The sequence below is a fragment of the uncultured Roseobacter sp. genome, assembly GCF_947495025.1.
In the GTDB taxonomy this organism is placed as follows: Bacteria; Pseudomonadota; Alphaproteobacteria; order Rhodobacterales; family Rhodobacteraceae; genus Roseobacter.
This window is the reverse complement of the sequence record NZ_CANLXG010000001.1, coordinates 1,382,463-1,398,698: the sequence shown is the minus strand read 5'-3', so window position 1 is coordinate 1,398,698 and position 16,236 is coordinate 1,382,463. Positions and strand designations below refer to the sequence as shown.

Below are 16,236 nucleotides of genomic sequence, written 5' to 3'. Positions count from 1 at the left end.
GTCCCCTTTATGGAACGTGACGTATCAGCAAAAATCCGGCTTTATGTAGAGCACCCTCTGGGGCAGGCGCAAACGCTTCCTTTGACGCGTGAGCAGGCGCACTATCTGTTTGGTGTTATGCGTCTTGGTGTCGGCGCGCATGTACTGGTTTTTGACGGCGCGAACGGCGAGTGGCTGGCAGAGGTCTCTCAGGCGGGGAAACGGAACGGCGCTTTGCTGGTTCTCAAGCAGACCCGCCCGCAGCAGATGCCGCCCGATCTGTGGCTGCTTTTTGCGCCGGTCAAAAAGGCGCGCACAGATTTTATCGTTGAAAAGGCGGTTGAGATGGGCGTGTCGCGCCTTGTACCCATACAGACCGACTTCACGAATTCCGGCCGGATCCAGCGCGACCGGCTGCAGGCGCATGCGGTCGAGGCGACCGAACAATGCGGCGCAACCTTTGTCCCTGAGGTCGGGGAAATGCGCAGAGTGGGTGCAGTGCTGGATGCATGGGACAGTGCCCGCAACATCATGTTCTGTGATGAGACCGAAGCGGGCGCCAGGCGCGGACTTCCCGTGGTAAACGGACCCTGGGCGGTCCTTATCGGACCCGAAGGTGGGTTTACGCAGACGGAACGCGACCGGCTTCACCGGCTGGGGCATGCGCATGCTGTCTCTCTGGGCCCGCGCATTCTGCGGGCAGATACGGCGGCAGTGGCCGCGCTGACACTGTGGCAGAACGCTCTCGGGGACTGGTCGTGATGACACCCGAAGTTCGTTTGCATCTGTTTTTTGCAACAGAAAACGACAGTGCGCTGATCCTGTTGCGTGCCCGCCGCAGGCTGTTCCGGCTTATTTCCTGGGACCGCGCCACGGATACGTTTCAGGACGGGCAGTGGCTGCGACGGCAGGTGTTGCCTGAACAATCGGATCTTTCACCGGACGGGTCGCATTTCATCTACGGCGTTTATGACGGGCGCTACCAGCAACCCGCAGGAGAAGCATACACCGTGGTGTCCCGCCCACCCTGGTTTACGGCGCTTGCGCTCTATCCAGCGGGTGTTTCATGGTCTGTGGGCGGGTACTTTCTGAGCAATACGCTCTACAGACTGCCCTGGGCGGATGGTGCCTGTGACATCATCGGCCGGGCCGACGGGTTGCAGCGGGTGGTTTCCGGGAAAGTCACAAAAGACTGTAAAACCGGTCTGCGTCTGGAAAACGGCAAGGCTGCTCCGCTGCCACGGGACATCCGCGTGGCTCTGCTGGACGGAAAGCCGCCCGCTGATCCCGGTTATCTGGATCGCTACGATACAATGAACGGCTGTCTGCACCGCATTCTGCCGGGCGGAGACCTTGAACTGATCCGGGACTTCCGGGAAATGGAGTTTGAACCCATGCGCGCACCCTATGATGACCGTCCCGAAGGCGACGGCCCGGACACGGACGGTTCCTGGCACCCGTTGCAGAAAGATGAACCATGATCCGACCTGAAGCCCGGGAGACCCTCTGGCGCTGGCGCGAGGTGCTGGCCGGTATGGCGGCGGCTTTGCTGGGCCTGTGGTGGCTGGCCGGTCCGGGCCGCCTGCTTGTGTTACCGGCGATTGCCCTGCTGGTCGCCGGCGCTGCGCTGATCTGGATCGGGGTACAGCGCGCCCGCTTCCGCACTGTGGGGGCGGGTCCGGGCTCTGTCGATGTCGATGAAGGCCAGGTAACCTATTTCGGTCCTCTGACGGGCGGCACTGTCGCTCTGCGTGAAATGCGGCGTCTGGCACTGGATGGTACGGTTTTTCCTGCGCACTGGCGGCTGGAGCAACCGGGACAGCCTGCGCTGATGATCCCTGTGAACGCCGAGGGCGCAGATATGCTTTTTGATGCCTTTGCGACGCTGCCCGGGCTCCGTACAGCCCAGTTGCTGCGCGCCCTCGAACATCCTGCCAATGACCAGATCGTGATCTGGCAGCGTGATGTTGCGATTTCTGCACAGGGTTCGGTGCATTGACACCCCGCTGAAATCGGACCATCCCTGGAAGACGAGAACTGCTCAGCAAAACGGAACCTCCCTCATGTCTATTCCTCAGTCCGGCGGTGGCCCCATCACCTCTTTTGATCAGCTGGCTCAGTATCTCGAGGATGGCTGCAAGCCGCGCGAGGACTGGCGTATCGGGACAGAACACGAGAAATTCGGGTATTGCCGCGACACGCTCAAGCCGCTGCCCTATGATGGCGAACGGTCAATCCGGGTAATGCTGGAGGGCCTGCGCGACGGGCACGGATGGTCGCCGGTGACCGAAGGCGGTCACCTTATCGGCCTGGAGAAAGACGGCGCAAACATCAGCCTGGAACCGGGCGGTCAGCTGGAACTGAGCGGTGCGGCGCTGGAGACAATCCACGAGACCTGTGATGAGGTAAACACGCACCTGCGGGAAGTGCAGGACGTGGCGGACCGCATCGGCGCAGGGTTTATCGGACTTGGCGCGGCCCCGCACTGGACCCATGAAGACATGGATCTGATGCCAAAGGGCCGTTACAAACTGATGAATGATTACATGACGCGTGTCGGCACGATGGGCCGTGTCATGATGCGCCGGACCTGCACGGTTCAGGTCAATCTGGATTTCGGATCCGAGGCCGACATGGTCAAAAAGATGCGCGTGGCGCTGGCGTTGCAGCCTGTCGCCACCGCGCTGTTTGCGAATTCGCCGTTTTTCGAGGGCAGACCAAACGGGCACAAATCCTGGCGTGCAGTTGCCTGGCGCAACCTTGATGCCTCGCGCACCGGCATGCTGCCGTTCGTCTTTGAGGATGGGTTCGGATTCGAGCGATGGGTCGACTATGCCCTTGATGTACCAATGTATTTTGTCTATCGCGACGGCAAATATGTTAATGCCCTGGGGATGTCATTCCGGGATTTTCTGAAAGGGAAACTACCCGCGCTGCCAGGCGAGGTTCCGACGCTGTCGGACTGGGCAGATCACCTGACTACGGCTTTCCCGGAGGCGCGGATGAAAAAGTTCATCGAGATGCGCGGTGCGGATGGCGGCCCCTGGCGGCGTCTGTGCGCGCTGCCGGCGTTCTGGGTGGGTCTGACCTATGACCAGACGGCGCTCGACGCGGCGTGGGACCTTGTCAAAGGCTGGGATATGGGCACGCGCGATCTGATGCGTGTGGCGGCATCGGTTGATGGCCTGCAGGCAGAAGTGCACGGCATCCGCATGCATGATATCGCCCGTGAGGCTGTTGCTATCAGCCATGCAGGTCTCAAAGCGCGGGCGCGCCCTGGGGCGGGTGGTATGGTGCCGGATGAGACGCATTTCCTGAATGCTCTGCATGAGAGCACAGAAAGCGGCAAGGTACCTGCGGATGAGCTGCTGGAGCACTACAATGGTGACTGGCAGGGCGATCTGAACAGGATTTATGCGGAATATTCTTACTGATGTACCTGGATCGCAGAAGCTGATCTGGCGGTCCGGCTGCAGGCTGGGCCGGATGCGTCACGGCTATCCATAAGCGAAGCGTAAACGACCCCGAAAGTTGCCGTTGTTTGGGCTGGTTTTCAGGCTGCACAGTGTGGTCGCGGACGGAGCTTACAGAATGCTGGAGGGTTTTGACGCCAGTTGCGCGGGTAAAGCGGACAGGTGCCGTCGCAGTCTTCGCCTGCGTCAATATCCCGGGACCTTCGACCCCGGTTGAAAAGGTGACCAGTGTTTTTGATGATCTCCTGTCTGACATGCAGGCGCTGAACCGGGGCTGGCGTGGAATCCGTGTCTCGCTCAGACAGGTTTGTCACTGACGAGGCGCAGCCCGAGGTGAGCAGGCGGTGTCCCGACCGCGCACCCGCCCCGTGCGGGATCTCTGATCAGATAGGACATAGCTGCAAGGTGTTCGCCTCCCACGAAAAACGCAGGACAGCGATCGGCAGCCAATCCACTGTAGGGTCCGTCATAGCATTCCATGGTCCATTCCCACACGCTGCCATCGAGATCTGCGATGCCTTCCGGGGAGACAGAAAAGCTGCCCTGCGGCCTGAGCGCCCGGGGGGCCTGGCCTTCGATGAGGTAACTCGACGCCCAGGTCAATGCCGGGTCTGTAAACAGTGGGTCGGGTTTCTCCGGAAGTACATCGGCAGCCATGACACCCCATTCTGCGGCATTCGGCAGCCTGAAGTCGTGACGACTTCTGCCGTTGATCCAGGAGAGGTATTGCTGAACATCTGCGTAGCTCAGACCGGTCGCTGGTGTAACGGCAGGATCCTGGTCAGGACGCGTCCGCAAAGTGAGATGACATGCATCGTCGTCGGCACATCTGTTCCATTCGGCTACTGTGACCTCGAATTTCTGAACATATACCAAATGGCCGTCCGGCATAACGACGGCCTGCTCGGCCATCACAGGCAAATAGTCCGGATCCGGGCCGCGCTGATGGAACGCGGCCCATGCAATGCCGAACGCTGCAAGACCCGGAATGATGAAGCGGAGAGACATCTTTCCAGTTCTTCTTTCTGAGTATGCAGCGGCGGACATCGGTGCTTCTCCTGTGTCAGGTTTCGAAACTGTGCGGGGCGACGACCTGCTCCATGAGCGCATTGTCCCACTGGCCTTCGACCACAACATGCGCGGTCGCACCCAGCATCACACCTTCGATCAGGTTGTGGTTGACGTAGGCGTAGACGCCCGGTTGTTCGAAGGTGTACATCGCGGCCACAGCACTGCCGCCACGCACGAACCAGGTTTCCATGTCCTGCAGTGGCGGATCGGTAAAGGAGGACTCCCAGACATAGTTGCCGTGCCCGCCGATGAGGTGAGGGCGGGAATCGCGGTTCGCCTGGTTGTGGATCATCAGGACGGTCTCTCCCACGCCCGCCCTGATCGCACCCTCGCCGGTCAGGGCACCAACGGCACCGTTGAAGACCGAATGGGTCGGGATCAGACCACGCATCACCTCAAGACTGTCGGCGTAGTCGTCACCGGCGGCCTCGTATGTGCGGTAGTCGCCGTTTTCGTCTTTGGGCAGATAGTAGTCCTGCTCGCCGAAATAGGCGATACGGTCATAGCGCAGCGGATTGCCGTCCTTGTCCTTCAGTCCGTCGCGCGGCAGCACCATGATGGCACCGTTCATACCGTGGGTGACGTGATAGGGGATCATGTCCCCGCCAGGTGCGCAGTGATAGGTGAAGCATCCGGGCTTGGTCGCCTTCCAGCGCAGCACGCATTCCTCGCCGGGATAGACGTGGGTCAGGCCACCGCCACCCAGAGCACCTGTCGAGGCGTGGAAGTCGATATTGTGCTCCATCATGCTGGAAGTCGGGTTGCGCAGGGTCAGCTCAACCATGTCGCCTTCGTGCACGATGATCAGCGGCCCCGGAACGGACCCGTTGTAGGTCAGTGCCCAGACGCTGGCACCGTTGTCCTCATCGACAACCATCAGACGTTCCTCGGTCTCCATGGTGATCTCGACGATTTTCGGCCCACCGGTCGCCACCTGCTCATGCTCGGGCGCGAAAGGAGGGGCCACGAGTTCCTGTCTGACCCGGGTGTAGCCGGACAGATCAGCCGCCCTGGCATTGCTGGCAGCTTCTTCCTTTTCAGCAACACGGTAGAGGTTGTTCGAAGTTCTGTTGATGCCGTTCAGCTTTGGCGCGCGCGGTTTTGCCATCGCAGCAGTACCTGTCATGGCGGCGGCTCCTGCAAGCATACTGCCGCGCAGGACATTGCGCCGGCTGGTCTTCATGAGTCCCGGATTGATGAATTTGGTCATGGTTCCCTCCTCTGAGGTCTGGTTGGTCGGGGGTCACTGGAACGTGTCCTCCGACGATTGGAATGGATTCAGATGTTGCCGAGCTGAGCCTCAAAGCGCTCTCTGGCTTTCGGTGGCACGCGACCCTCAAAGAAACCTTCGGGTACCTCCGCGTCGCCAACTGCGATGGTCATCACCATGCCCATGGCAAAGTGCGGCTTGCAGATCACCCCGTAAACGCCTTCTGCGTCCAGAGTGACCTCGATCTCTTCGTTGATCTTGCCTTTGAAGGCTTCTGCGCCTTCGGGCAGCATGCCTTTGTTGACCTCGGCATTATGGCCCTTGTCGGCCGCGATAAACCTGACGGTGTCGCCGGGTTGTGCCTGGATGAAGGCTGGTTCGAACACCATGCGTTCCCCGTCAGAACCCTTGTTGAGCATCCGGACCTCGAAGGTTTCTGCGAATGCGGCGCCACTCATGAGTGCGGCCAGTACGAGGCCAGTAGCGAATGTACGGATCATTGGTGCTTCCTTTCAGATCAGTATTTCTGTTGATCCAAGGATTACCTGAGGGCGTGCTACGTACTTTGCGCTGGAACAAAGAGTTTGGAAGTTCCGGACAGGCCTTTGCCGCGCAATTCAGTGGCGCTGCACGGTGCTTTCGTGACAACATCCGTGCATGAATGAATTACCGGCCCGCAGGACATTGCCACGACTTGACGAAAGTCTGCTGACGCATCTTCCGCCGTTCTCGCGGCTGGAGCCGCGCGACATCCGCACGATCCTGGATCAGGCGACCTCGCGCAGATACGATGAAGGCGTGGCGATCTTTGACGAGGGGGCCGAAGCCGAACGCTTTTTCATGCTGCTTGATGGGTATGTCCGGGTGGTGCGCATCACACCCACCGGTGAACAGGTTACAGCGCTGCATATACCAGCGGGCCAGCTTCTGGGCATCGCCAGGGCCATCGGACGGGACACCTATCCCGCTACGGCAATAACTGCGACTGACTCTGTCGCGCTGAGCTGGCCGATGCGGTTGTGGGACAGTTTTGTGTCTGATTACGACGGATTTTCCACAGAGAGTTACAAGACGGTCGGAAAACGTGTCAGCGAACTGAACAACCGCATCGTAGAGATGGCCACACAACAGGTGGAACAGCGGGTGGCAAACGCCATGCTGAGGCTGATCAATCAGACCGGACGCAAGGTCGACAACGGGATCGAGATTGATTTCCCGATCACCCGGCAGGATCTGTCGGAACTGACCGCAACCACCCTGCACACCGTGAGCCGGTTGCTGAGCAGTTGGGAAAAACAGGGACTGGTTCAGAGCAGGCGAAAGCGGATCACCGTTCTGGATCCGCATGCCCTCGTGATGCTGAGCCAGAGATAAGGATCACCCGATGCCGGCGGCATGCACCAGTTCAGCCAGAAATGCGGTTTCATCCAGATCATATTCCTGACAGCAGTCCACGATCGTATGAAACGGGCTGATCAGGCAGCCAACACACAGCATCCGGTGGCGATTGAACACGGCAATGGTTTCCGGCCATCGCGTCATCAGGTCGGCTAAAGACAGGTCGGGGTCATCCGGTCTGGGGTGCGCCATGGCGTTCTCCTTCATTGCATCAGGTTAGGCGATAAATCCGCCTGAACGTTGTTGCAGCGCAAACTCCGGAAATCCGCAGGCGGCTACCAATCGGTCATCCAGAATTCCAAGGAGGCCAACCTATGGCGGAATTTCTCACAAAATCGCGGGCGCGAAACATCTTTTACGGAGGCTCGCTGTTTTTTGTCGTCGTCTTTGTGGCGATGACCGTCCAGTCCCACCAATACGTTGTCAGGGTGTCGACGGCAGGAATGCCGCTGAGCGAAGCGGTGATCCATGGCAAGCATGTGTGGGAGCGACATTCCTGCATCAACTGTCACAGCCTGCACGGCGAGGGCGCCTACTTCGCACCGGAGCTTGGGAATGTGATGACGCGCTGGGGCGTTCTCGAAGATCCGGAAGACGCGTTTGAAACGCTGAAAGCCTGGATCGAAGGCCAGCCGAGCGGCATCGAGGGCCGTCGCCAGATGCCAGCCTATGACATGACCGACGAAGATCTCCGTGGCCTCGCGGAGTTTCTGCGCTGGGCGGACCAGACCGATACGCAGGGCTGGCCGCCCAATGATGCCGGCTGAGCCGCGAGAAAGGAGAAAAACATGAAATATCAATCACAAAAAGTGGCTTACTGGTACTTCCTCGCGGCAATGGCGCTGTTCGGGGTGCAGGTGCTGGGTGGCCTGGTCGCAGGGTGGATTTACGTCTCTCCCAACTTTCTTTCGGAAATCCTGCCGTTCAACGTAATCCGGATGATCCACACCAATGCACTGATCGTCTGGCTTTTGCTGGGCTTTTTCGGCGCTGCCTATTTTCTCATTCCTGAGGAGTCCGAGCGCGAGATCTGGTCGCCCGGACTGGCCTATCTGCAGCTCATCATCCTGCTGGTCGGCACGCTGGGCGCTGTCGGCAGCTACCTCGTGGGCATCCACGGAGGCCGCGAGTTTCTGGAGCAACCCCTCTGGGTCAAGTTCGGCATTCTCGTCGCTGCTCTGATCTTTCTGCTCAATATCTCCATGACCGTTCTGGCGGGCAGGAAAACCGCGATTACGGGCGTGTTGCTCATGGGCCTGTGGCTGTTGTCGCTGCTGTGGGTTTTCGCCTTCATTAACCCGGACAACCTCAGCCTCGACAAAATGTACTGGTGGTTCGTCGTGCACCTGTGGGTCGAAGCAACCTGGGAACTGGTGATGGCGGCAATCCTTGCCTTCCTGCTTCTCAAGCTGACAGGCGTGGATCGCGAAGTGGTGGAAAAATGGCTCTATGTCATTGTCGCCACCGCGCTCTTCTCAGGCATCCTCGGCACCGGGCACCATTTCTACTGGATCGGACTTCCGGGATACTGGCAGTGGGTCGGATCGGTCTTCTCGACCTTCGAGGTGATCCCGTTCTTCCTGATGATGTCCTTTGCCTTTGTCATGGTCTGGAAGGGCCGCAAGAACCACCCCAACAAGGCCGCATTGCTGTGGTCCCTGGGGTCCAGCACAGTGGCCTTCTTTGGCGCGGGCGTCTGGGGTTTCCTGCATACGCTGCATGGGGTCAACTTCTACAGCCACGGCACGCAGATTACCGCGGCACACGGGCATCTCGCATTCTACGGGGCCTACGTGGCGCTGAACCTTGCGATGTTCACCTATGCGATGCCGATGCTGAAAGAGCGCGCGCCGTATAACCAGGTACTCAACATGGCGTCCTTCTGGCTGATGACCGGTGGCATGGCCTTCATGACCTTTGTGCTGACCTTCGCGGGCACCATCCAGACGCACATGCAGCGGGTTGTGGGTGACTATTACATGGACGTGCAGGAGAGCCTGTCGATCTTCTACCTGATGCGCTTTGGCGCAGGGGCGGCGGTCGTGCTTGGGGCGCTCCTGTTCATCTACTCCATGCTGGTTGTCCGGAGGGCCGAGATCATCACGCCGGGTCCTGCGGCATCTGTTCCGGGAGAATGAGCAATGAACATCGCAACTCAACCCAGACTGCCGTTCTATAAGGCAACCGGTCGCGAATGCGATCTGTTCGAGATGGCCCAGGACAACGGTTTGCCCCTTCTTCTGAAGGGGCCGACCGGTTGCGGCAAGACGCGTTTCGTCGAACATATGGCGGCGCGTCTCGGTAAGCCGCTTTACACCGTGGCCTGCCATGACGATCTGTCCGCCGCCGATCTGATCGGGCGCTACTTGCTCAAGGGTGGTGAGACCGTCTGGGTCGATGGCCCCCTGACCCGCGCCGTGCGGGAAGGCGGCATTTGTTACCTCGACGAGGTGGTGGAGGCCCGCAAGGATGTAACTGTGGTGCTGCATCCACTGACGGACACGCGGCGCACACTGATGATCGACCGCACCGGCGAGGAACTGGCGGCACCGCGGGAGTTCATGCTGGTGGCCAGCTACAACCCCGGCTATCAGAACGTGCTCAAGCGGCTAAAACCCTCGACCCGGCAGCGTTTTCTGTCGATCAGTTTCGACTTCCCCGAGGCGGAAACCGAGATCGCGGTCGTTGCTTCAGAAAGCGGGCTGGAGCCGGGACGTGCCGCACCTCTGGTCCGGCTGGCAGGCCACATCCGCAAGCTCAGCGGAATGGACCTCGAGGAAGGCGTTTCCACCCGCCTGCTGATCTATGCCGCGACGCTTATGGCGGGCGGTATGGGCGTCACCCAGGCGCTGGAAGCGGCCATCATAGAACCGCTGAGCGATGAGCCGGATGTGCAGCAGGCGCTGCGCGACCTGGTCAGCACAGTCTACGGGTGACGGCGATGCATCTGCGCGATCTCATGGAGCCCGAAGAAACGGTTGGAAACCTCTGGCACAACATGGCCCATGGGATTGGCGCAGGCGTCACCTATCCGGATGCGGGCGTCACACTGGCCTCCGTCCGCCCCAGTCTCGTGGTGTTGTTTCGTGCGCTTGGCGGCGCACCAGGCGTCGAACTGGTCGAAGTCGCATCGAGTGTGGTGCAGCACCGTCAGGTGATGCGCCGCAAGCTCGGCGCTGAACGGGATCGCGAATGGGTGGCACGCTTTGACGGCGAACGGCTGGCCCTGCCACCTGTCATGGAGGCTTTTCCTGATGCAGTTCTTAACCGTGCCGCTTTCTTCTGGCTGACGGCGCTGGCCGCAGTGACCGTGGTGGATGCACCTGATCCGGGCAGTGGCGGTCCCGGACTGGACCGGGCGCAGATTCTCGCCAATGGAGCGGCTGCAGAAAGGGCGTATCTGGCCTGCCCCGGACTGCGGGAGAGCTATCAGGTAATGGCCACGTTCTGCGCAGACCATCGGACAGAAATGCACCGCCCGGCACAGGAGGCGGCAATGGAACAGGCAATCTGCGACCAGCTGCGCGGCAAGGTGCCCGCGACAGAGACTGTAAATGCCGAGGCACGCAGTTATCTGCCGGCTGCCCCGGTTCCGATCTGGCTGCGCTTTGAACGTCCCGGCTCCGGCGGACAGGCCGCTGAAGATGCCGACACCGATCCAGCCGCACCGGCGCCCGATGCCGCCCTCAGCAACCGCAAGCTGGGAGAGCGCAAGGATCAGGACCAGCAGAACCGCAAGGACAGCTTCATCATTCACCGCTTTGAATCAATCCTGTCCTGGGTCGAATCCATGAATATCAATCGCAGCGTCGATGACGACGATGACGAAAACGCCCGGAAGGCTGCTGACGATCAGGACCGGATCACGCTTTCGAAACAGGATCGCAAGGTCGCCACGCGGTTGCGCCTGCATCTCGACCTGTCGCCGGCCGATGCCGATCACGAGGCGCTGGCGGGCGTGCACACCTATCCGGAATGGAACCACAGGTCACGCAGCTATATGCAGGATCACTGCCGGGTGCTTGATGCGCCTGCGGTGGCCGAAGGGGAAACCTACACACCCAACGCCCGCTATGTCCGTGAGGTCCGACGCCAGTTCGAGGCCCTGCGCCCACGCCGGGTGCTGCAACCCCGCCAGATCGACGGGGCAGAAATCGATCTTGATGCTGTTCTGACAGCGCGGGCGGATATGGTTGCCACGGGGCGCGGATCCGACCGTATCTGGCAGGCAGCGCGTCAGAAAGATCGCGACGTGTCGGTTGCCTTCCTGATCGACACGTCGCGGTCCACCGAAGCGGCGATTGGCGACACCTCGGTCATCGACGTGGCACGTGACACGATGGCGGCATTGGCCACAGGGATCGACGCTGCCGGTGATCGCTGTGGCATCTGGGGGTTTTCGTCACTGCGCCGTGACAGAGTGTTCCTGACCCGCTGCAAGGGCTTCGACGCCCCTGTTTCGCCATCAGTCACCGCCAGTATCGGCGCGCTGAAACCCGGCCATTACACCCGGCTCGGCGCCGCGATCCGGCATGTCAGCGCCCAACTGGCCGAGGAACCCGGTGCCCGCAAACTGTTGATCGTCCTGACCGATGGTAAACCGAATGATCTGGACCACTATGAGGGCCAGCACGGCATTGAAGACAGCCATATGGCCGTGCGCGAAGCCCGTGCCGCGTGTCAGAGCCTGCATGGCGTTGTGATTGACGAAGATGGACAGGACTGGTTTGCCCGCATCTTTGGCCGAGGCGGATTTACGCTTTTGCCAGATCCCGAACGGCTGTTGCGCGCGCTGCCCGACATCTACAGAACACTGACACAGGAGACCTGAAATGCGCTTCTTTCTTCCTCTCACCGGTATATTTGTCGTCGCGGGCGCGCGCCTTTTTGCGGAAGGCTTTGACCGGCCGGTGCCCCAGGCACAATCCGCGACGGCCGAATTCTGGTATGCACTGGCCTGCCTGATGCTCATTCTCAGTATGGTGGCGGTACAGTGGCTGGTTTCGCGCAGATGAAACGGGCCTCATGGTCTGCGCGCAGGATCGCTTTGGTGCTCTACCCCTTCGGGGCAGGCGCAGCAGCGGTGAATGTGTTCTTTGCCGCCCTGATTTTCAGCTGGGTCGGCGGACCCGTCCTGTCAACCGGCCTTTCAGTTCTGATCGGAGCGCTTCTCGGCATTCCTGCCACATGGTATTTCGCAAAACACATACGTCATCTGATGGACACGGCAGACAAAGGAACGGTGCAGTGAAAATCGACATGAGTGGTGACCAGCCCATAATTGACGCCCGCGACCTTGGTGAATTACTCGATCTGCCCGCAGACGAGATCCAGGCTCTCATGCGCTCAGGCGAAATAACCTCGCGTTTTGAGACAGGGGAGGCCGAAGATGCAGGCAAGGTCAGGCTGACCTTTTTTCATCAGGGTCGCAGGGTACGCCTGACATGCAGCAACGACGGGACGGTTCTTTCCACGTCCCGCGTGACAGCGGAGCGACCGTGATGGCGCAGTCATCCGCAGAACAGATGCGCAGCTGGAAAGGGCCCGCTGTCTTCAGCTTCGGGTTCCGCCCGTTTTTTCTGTCTGCAGCGATCTGGGTCGTCGTGGCTATGATCCTTTGGCTTGCAGTGCTGACAGGTGGGCTTGACCTGCCAACCCGGTTTGCCCACGGTTCGTGGCATGCACATGAATTCCTGTTTGGTTATCTTGGTGCTGTGCTGGCCGGCTTTCTGCTGACAGCGGTGCCAAACTGGACCGGGCGCCTGCCCATTGTCGGCTGGCCACTGGCGGGGCTTTTCGCGCTCTGGTGCGCCGGGCGTGCGACGATCCTGTGTTCTCAGCTGCTCCCGCCCTTTCTGGCGCCCGCAACGGATCTCGCCTTTCCCATCGTGCTTGGTGGTCTGATCCTGCGCGAGATCATTGCAGGCAAAAACTGGCGTAACCTGACTGTACTGGCTCTTCTCGCTGTCTTTGCACTGGCCAATGCGCTTTTTCATTATGAGGCGCTTGTCGGTGAGTATGCGGCGCAGGGCTATGGGCTGCGGCTTGGTCTGGCGACGGCGGTAATGATGATCGCCGTCATCGGCGGGCGGATCATCCCTTCCTTTACCCGCAACTGGCTGGTCAGCAAAAACCACACCGCTCGACCCGCACCACCGATGCAGCGGTTTGACAAACTGACAATTGTGCTGAGCCCGCCGGTTCTGGCGATCTGGACGTTCCGGCCCTTCACGATCATGACCGGGTATTGTCTGCTTGTCTTTGGCGCACTGCACCTGATCCGGCTCATCCGGTGGCAGGGGCACCACGCGTTGTCTGAACCGCTGGTGTTTGTTCTGCATGCCTCATATGGCTTCATTCCGCTGGGCGCTTTCGCGCTGGGGCTGGACCAGATCTTGGGCGGCCAGGGCACTGCAGGGGCGCAGCATCTCTGGATGGCGGGTGCGATCGGCGCGATGACGTTGTCTGTTATGGTCCGTGCGACACTCGGCCATTCGGGCCATGAACTGAAAGCCGACAAGGCCACTGTCGCAGTCTTTCTGTGCATCTTCGCCGCGGGGCTGACACGGTTTCTGACGCCACTGCACCTGCACCTGAGCATGCTTTCCGGTGTTTTCTGGATTCTGGCGTTTGGCGGGTTCGCGCTGAGCTATGGTGCAATGCTTCTGCGGCCAAAAGCAGAGTCTGGCGCGTGAGCTGGGCGGGCTTCATCGGCATTTTTGTCCTCTTTTTTGCGACGCATTCCATCCCGGTGAGACCGGCGATCAAATCGCGCATTGTCGGGCGGATCGGGCCACGGCGGTTTGCCATGGGTTATTCGGTTCTGTCGCTTGTGATGCTCGCGCTGCTGATACAGGCGGCGCGCATGGCCCCTTACATAGGGCTCTGGCCCCAGTCTGACTGGCAGCGACACGTTGCGCAATCGGGTATGCTGATCGTTTGCCTGATCCTTGCATTTGCAATCGGGCGCCCCAACCCGTTTTCCTTTGGAGGAGTGCACAACGAAACATTCGAGCCCGCGCGCGCGGGCATCATTCGTCTGCTCCGGCACCCGATGCTGGCAGCACTGGCGCTTTGGGCTTTCCTGCACATGCTGCCCAACGGCGATCTCGCCCATGTCCTGATGTTCGGCGTTCTGGGCAGTTTTGCCCTTGGCGGTCGGAGGCTGATCAACCACCGCAGAAAAACGGAAATGGGTCCGGCGGAGTGGGAACGCCTCAACGCAGCGGTTGCCCGCGTGTCGGTCCCCATGAGGCCGGTGTCCTGGCCTGGAGCTGCGGTCAGGCTTGCCTTCGGGATCGCCCTCTTTGCCGTCCTGATCGTCCTGCATCCGGTCGTGATCGGAGTGCCGGCGCTCTGAGCACTGCCCGCCGGGGCCAGTCTAGATATTTTTTGTGCATAGATAGTGACCTGTACCGTGCGGAAAACAGACGCCTTTCAGATCTGTTTTTTCAGAGAACAGAGGTTATTTGACGGTATCCGCAAAAGGCTCAGCGACCACCTGATGCGTATCCTCGTAGATGATGTAACCAATGCGGTTCTCTTTCAGCACCTCAATCCCATAACCGTATTCTTCCAAAATACTCTTGAGTTCAAAAGCTTTTGAAATGTGCTCTGTCGCACTCGGTTTAAACCAGCTCAGGCCCTTCGTTTCCTTCAGATAATATCCTTTTGAACTGGTCCTGGAAAAACGGTCAGGAAGTTCCAGGTGATCGCCGAACCACAGACGAATGGTGTTTACACGCCGGGTTACAAAAACGTCGGTGAGCGGATTGTTTGCCAGTTCGGCAGCAGCCTGAAAAAAACCCTTACGGGCAGCCATTCCGTTCACTGGCCTTGCATATACAAATCGCAGGTACACAGGGCTTTTTTAGCAATGAAAACTGACCAGATTATGGCCTGACAGCCGCGCCACGCCAGGCTGAGGGCAAAAATTGACACATCAGGTTCTGCAAAAAAAAAAGCCCCGGCATTTCTGCCGGGGCCCAGTCGTTTTCCGATGCGTTCGGACGCACCAGAGATCAGTTCGGGATCTCGCCGGTGATGCCTTCGACATAGAAGTTCATGCCGGCCAGCGTGCCGTCATCGGCTGTCTCGCCCTCCGCCAGGAAAGGTGAGCCGTCCTGTTTGTTCAGCGGACCGGTAAAGGCATGATAGGAGCCGTCCGCAAGTGCCGCTTTGAGTGCCAGCGCTTCTTCTTTCACATCCGCGGGAACGGCGTCAGAGATTTCGCCGATGCCAACCATGCCGGCACCGATGCCGTCCCACGTGTCCGTGCTTTCCCATGTGCCATCCATCACAGCAGCCGTGCGTGCGATGTAGTAGGGCGCCCAGTCGTCAATGATCGACGAGACCCGCGGGAAGGGCGCATACTGACCCATGTCAGAGGCCTGACCAAAGGTGATCACGTTGCCTGCTTCCTGTGCGGCGGCCTGGGGAGCGGTGGAATCTGTGTGCTGCAGCACAACATCCGCACCCTGTTCAATCAGCGCCTTGGCGGCGTCGGCTTCTTTTGCCGGATCAAACCAGGTGTAAACCCAGATGATCTTGAATTCGACATCAGGGTTCACGCGCGACGCGTGGATATAGGCAGAGTTGATGCCGCGGATCACTTCGGGGATCGGGAAAGAGGCGATGTAACCGATTGTATTGGTCTTGGTCATCTTGCCCGCGATGTGACCCTGGATGGCGCGGCCTTCGTAGAAACGTGCCGAGTAGGTCGAGACGTTGTCGGCGCGCTTATAGCCGGTGGCATGCTCGAACTTCACATCCGGGAACTTCTGGGCAACGTTGATTGTCGCATCCATGTAACCGAACGACGTGGTGAAAATCAGGTCAGCGCCGTCGAGCGCCATCTGCGTCATAACGCGCTCGGCATCCGGGCCCTCGGCGACATTTTCAACATAGACTGTTTCGACCTTATCGCCGTGCGCTTCTTCGACGGCCAGACGGCCTTTGTCGTGTTCATATGTCCAGCCGCCGTCACCGATCGGGCCAACATAGACAAAGCCGACCTTGGTCTTTTCGTGGCCATCGGCATAGGCCGCGGCACCGAGGCCGAGCGCGACAGCAGCGCTGGCCAGAAGTGTGGTGAGTTTCATTTTC

Annotated in this window: 20 protein-coding genes; 14 read left to right on the top strand and 6 right to left on the bottom strand. The window is 59.8% G+C overall.

The genetic code is table 11. From position 1 onward, the window contains the following. Positions 1 to 9 precede the first annotated feature (9 nt). The 4 genes from Q0792_RS06690 to Q0792_RS06675 all read left to right on the top strand — a co-directional run bounded on the left by Q0792_RS06690 (position 10) and on the right by Q0792_RS06675 (position 3,413). Entirely contained in the window at positions 10 to 741 is a 732-nt protein-coding gene (locus Q0792_RS06690; protein WP_298837826.1) for a 16S rRNA (uracil(1498)-N(3))-methyltransferase, read from the top strand. Then, a complete protein-coding gene (locus Q0792_RS06685) occupies positions 741 to 1,460 on the top strand; it encodes a hypothetical protein (RefSeq protein ID WP_298837823.1) in 720 nt (239 codons plus the stop codon). Before Q0792_RS06690 ends, Q0792_RS06685 begins: the two co-directional genes overlap by 1 nt. Beyond that, entirely contained in the window at positions 1,457 to 1,978 is a 522-nt protein-coding gene (locus Q0792_RS06680) for a hypothetical protein (protein WP_298837821.1), read from the top strand. Before Q0792_RS06685 ends, Q0792_RS06680 begins: the two co-directional genes overlap by 4 nt. A 64-nt stretch (positions 1,979 to 2,042) precedes the next feature. Further along, positions 2,043 to 3,413, top strand: a complete 1,371-nt coding sequence (locus Q0792_RS06675) for a glutamate--cysteine ligase (protein WP_298837818.1) — start codon at positions 2,043 to 2,045, stop codon at positions 3,411 to 3,413. 336 nt (positions 3,414 to 3,749) lie between these two features. Here the strand turns inward: Q0792_RS06675 and Q0792_RS06670 are convergent, their stop codons facing one another. The 3 genes from Q0792_RS06670 to Q0792_RS06660 all read right to left on the bottom strand — a co-directional run bounded on the left by Q0792_RS06670 (position 3,750) and on the right by Q0792_RS06660 (position 6,233). Further along, positions 3,750 to 4,460, bottom strand: a complete 711-nt coding sequence (locus Q0792_RS06670) for an SUMF1/EgtB/PvdO family nonheme iron enzyme (protein ID WP_298837815.1) — start codon at positions 4,458 to 4,460, stop codon at positions 3,750 to 3,752. 55 nt (positions 4,461 to 4,515) lie between these two features. Beyond that, positions 4,516 to 5,733, bottom strand: coding sequence for a copper-containing nitrite reductase (gene nirK, locus Q0792_RS06665; protein ID WP_298837812.1), 1,218 nt, complete (start codon positions 5,731 to 5,733; stop codon positions 4,516 to 4,518). Positions 5,734 to 5,801: 68 nt separating this feature from the next. Then, positions 5,802 to 6,233: a pseudoazurin gene (locus tag Q0792_RS06660; RefSeq protein WP_298837809.1), complete on the bottom strand. Its 432-nt coding sequence runs from the start codon at positions 6,231 to 6,233 to the stop codon at positions 5,802 to 5,804. Between the two features lie 157 nt (positions 6,234 to 6,390). On the opposite strand from Q0792_RS06660, the gene Q0792_RS06655 reads away from it, so the two are divergent. Then, on the top strand, positions 6,391 to 7,107 hold the full coding sequence (locus Q0792_RS06655) for a Crp/Fnr family transcriptional regulator (protein WP_298837806.1): 717 nt from the start codon (positions 6,391 to 6,393) through the stop codon (positions 7,105 to 7,107). 3 nt (positions 7,108 to 7,110) lie between these two features. On the opposite strand, the gene Q0792_RS06650 is transcribed toward Q0792_RS06655, so the two are convergent. Next, positions 7,111 to 7,323 carry a DUF1858 domain-containing protein gene (locus Q0792_RS06650; RefSeq protein WP_298837804.1) on the bottom strand — a complete coding sequence of 71 codons (213 nt, stop codon included), beginning with the start codon at positions 7,321 to 7,323 and terminating at the stop codon, positions 7,111 to 7,113. 122 nt (positions 7,324 to 7,445) lie between these two features. Between Q0792_RS06650 and Q0792_RS06645 the strand changes: the two genes are divergently transcribed. From Q0792_RS06645 to Q0792_RS06605, 9 genes are read left to right on the top strand one after another with little or no spacing between them, the layout of a single operon-like run. Next, a complete protein-coding gene (locus Q0792_RS06645; RefSeq protein ID WP_298837801.1) occupies positions 7,446 to 7,898 on the top strand; it encodes a cytochrome c in 453 nt (150 codons plus the stop codon). 21 nt (positions 7,899 to 7,919) lie between these two features. Continuing rightward, complete coding sequence (locus tag Q0792_RS06640) at positions 7,920 to 9,269, top strand: cbb3-type cytochrome c oxidase subunit I (protein ID WP_298837798.1); 1,350 nt, start codon at positions 7,920 to 7,922, stop codon at positions 9,267 to 9,269. 3 nt (positions 9,270 to 9,272) lie between these two features. Further along, positions 9,273 to 10,067: a CbbQ/NirQ/NorQ/GpvN family protein gene (locus tag Q0792_RS06635; protein ID WP_298837796.1), complete on the top strand. Its 795-nt coding sequence runs from the start codon at positions 9,273 to 9,275 to the stop codon at positions 10,065 to 10,067. A gap of 5 nt (positions 10,068 to 10,072) precedes the next feature. Beyond that, complete coding sequence (locus Q0792_RS06630; protein ID WP_298837793.1) at positions 10,073 to 11,962, top strand: nitric oxide reductase activation protein NorD; 1,890 nt, start codon at positions 10,073 to 10,075, stop codon at positions 11,960 to 11,962. A gap of 1 nt (position 11,963) precedes the next feature. After that, positions 11,964 to 12,146 (top strand): protein NnrT, encoded by a 183-nt coding sequence (locus Q0792_RS06625; RefSeq protein WP_298837791.1) that lies wholly within the window; start codon positions 11,964 to 11,966, stop codon positions 12,144 to 12,146. Further along, complete coding sequence (locus Q0792_RS06620) at positions 12,143 to 12,382, top strand: NnrT protein (protein ID WP_298837789.1); 240 nt, start codon at positions 12,143 to 12,145, stop codon at positions 12,380 to 12,382. The genes Q0792_RS06625 and Q0792_RS06620 overlap by 4 nt, the downstream gene beginning before the upstream one ends. Continuing rightward, positions 12,379 to 12,633 carry a DUF6522 family protein gene (locus Q0792_RS06615; RefSeq protein ID WP_298837787.1) on the top strand — a complete coding sequence of 85 codons (255 nt, stop codon included), beginning with the start codon at positions 12,379 to 12,381 and terminating at the stop codon, positions 12,631 to 12,633. Before Q0792_RS06620 ends, Q0792_RS06615 begins: the two co-directional genes overlap by 4 nt. Next, positions 12,633 to 13,826 carry an NnrS family protein gene (locus tag Q0792_RS06610; RefSeq protein ID WP_298837785.1) on the top strand — a complete coding sequence of 398 codons (1,194 nt, stop codon included), beginning with the start codon at positions 12,633 to 12,635 and terminating at the stop codon, positions 13,824 to 13,826. Before Q0792_RS06615 ends, Q0792_RS06610 begins: the two co-directional genes overlap by 1 nt. Beyond that, complete coding sequence (locus tag Q0792_RS06605) at positions 13,823 to 14,491, top strand: NnrU family protein (RefSeq protein WP_298837784.1); 669 nt, start codon at positions 13,823 to 13,825, stop codon at positions 14,489 to 14,491. Before Q0792_RS06610 ends, Q0792_RS06605 begins: the two co-directional genes overlap by 4 nt. A 105-nt stretch (positions 14,492 to 14,596) precedes the next feature. On the opposite strand, the gene Q0792_RS06600 is transcribed toward Q0792_RS06605, so the two are convergent. Further along, entirely contained in the window at positions 14,597 to 14,953 is a 357-nt protein-coding gene (locus tag Q0792_RS06600) for a hypothetical protein (RefSeq protein WP_298837782.1), read from the bottom strand. 199 nt (positions 14,954 to 15,152) lie between these two features. Further along, positions 15,153 to 16,232, bottom strand: a complete 1,080-nt coding sequence (locus tag Q0792_RS06595) for a BMP family ABC transporter substrate-binding protein (protein WP_298837780.1) — start codon at positions 16,230 to 16,232, stop codon at positions 15,153 to 15,155. Positions 16,233 to 16,236: the final 4 nt, after the last annotated feature.

What these genes read in the sequence shown, in the direction of transcription:
- Q0792_RS06690 (WP_298837826.1), top strand. Translation starts at nt 10, where the DNA reads ATGGAACGTGACGTATCAGCAAAAATCCGGCTTTATGTAGAGCACCCT.
- Q0792_RS06685 (WP_298837823.1), top strand. Translation starts at nt 741, where the DNA reads ATGACACCCGAAGTTCGTTTGCATCTGTTTTTTGCAACAGAAAACGAC.
- Q0792_RS06680 (WP_298837821.1), top strand. Translation starts at nt 1,457, where the DNA reads ATGATCCGACCTGAAGCCCGGGAGACCCTCTGGCGCTGGCGCGAGGTG.
- Q0792_RS06675 (WP_298837818.1), top strand. Translation starts at nt 2,043, where the DNA reads ATGTCTATTCCTCAGTCCGGCGGTGGCCCCATCACCTCTTTTGATCAG.
- Q0792_RS06670 (WP_298837815.1), bottom strand. Translation starts at nt 4,460, where the DNA reads ATGTCTCTCCGCTTCATCATTCCGGGTCTTGCAGCGTTCGGCATTGCA.
- nirK (WP_298837812.1), bottom strand. Translation starts at nt 5,733, where the DNA reads ATGACCAAATTCATCAATCCGGGACTCATGAAGACCAGCCGGCGCAAT.
- Q0792_RS06660 (WP_298837809.1), bottom strand. Translation starts at nt 6,233, where the DNA reads ATGATCCGTACATTCGCTACTGGCCTCGTACTGGCCGCACTCATGAGT.
- Q0792_RS06655 (WP_298837806.1), top strand. Translation starts at nt 6,391, where the DNA reads ATGAATGAATTACCGGCCCGCAGGACATTGCCACGACTTGACGAAAGT.
- Q0792_RS06650 (WP_298837804.1), bottom strand. Translation starts at nt 7,323, where the DNA reads ATGGCGCACCCCAGACCGGATGACCCCGACCTGTCTTTAGCCGACCTG.
- Q0792_RS06645 (WP_298837801.1), top strand. Translation starts at nt 7,446, where the DNA reads ATGGCGGAATTTCTCACAAAATCGCGGGCGCGAAACATCTTTTACGGA.
- Q0792_RS06640 (WP_298837798.1), top strand. Translation starts at nt 7,920, where the DNA reads ATGAAATATCAATCACAAAAAGTGGCTTACTGGTACTTCCTCGCGGCA.
- Q0792_RS06635 (WP_298837796.1), top strand. Translation starts at nt 9,273, where the DNA reads ATGAACATCGCAACTCAACCCAGACTGCCGTTCTATAAGGCAACCGGT.
- Q0792_RS06630 (WP_298837793.1), top strand. Translation starts at nt 10,073, where the DNA reads ATGCATCTGCGCGATCTCATGGAGCCCGAAGAAACGGTTGGAAACCTC.
- Q0792_RS06625 (WP_298837791.1), top strand. Translation starts at nt 11,964, where the DNA reads ATGCGCTTCTTTCTTCCTCTCACCGGTATATTTGTCGTCGCGGGCGCG.
- Q0792_RS06620 (WP_298837789.1), top strand. Translation starts at nt 12,143, where the DNA reads ATGAAACGGGCCTCATGGTCTGCGCGCAGGATCGCTTTGGTGCTCTAC.
- Q0792_RS06610 (WP_298837785.1), top strand. Translation starts at nt 12,633, where the DNA reads ATGGCGCAGTCATCCGCAGAACAGATGCGCAGCTGGAAAGGGCCCGCT.
- Q0792_RS06600 (WP_298837782.1), bottom strand. Translation starts at nt 14,953, where the DNA reads ATGGCTGCCCGTAAGGGTTTTTTTCAGGCTGCTGCCGAACTGGCAAAC.
- Q0792_RS06595 (WP_298837780.1), bottom strand. Translation starts at nt 16,232, where the DNA reads ATGAAACTCACCACACTTCTGGCCAGCGCTGCTGTCGCGCTCGGCCTC.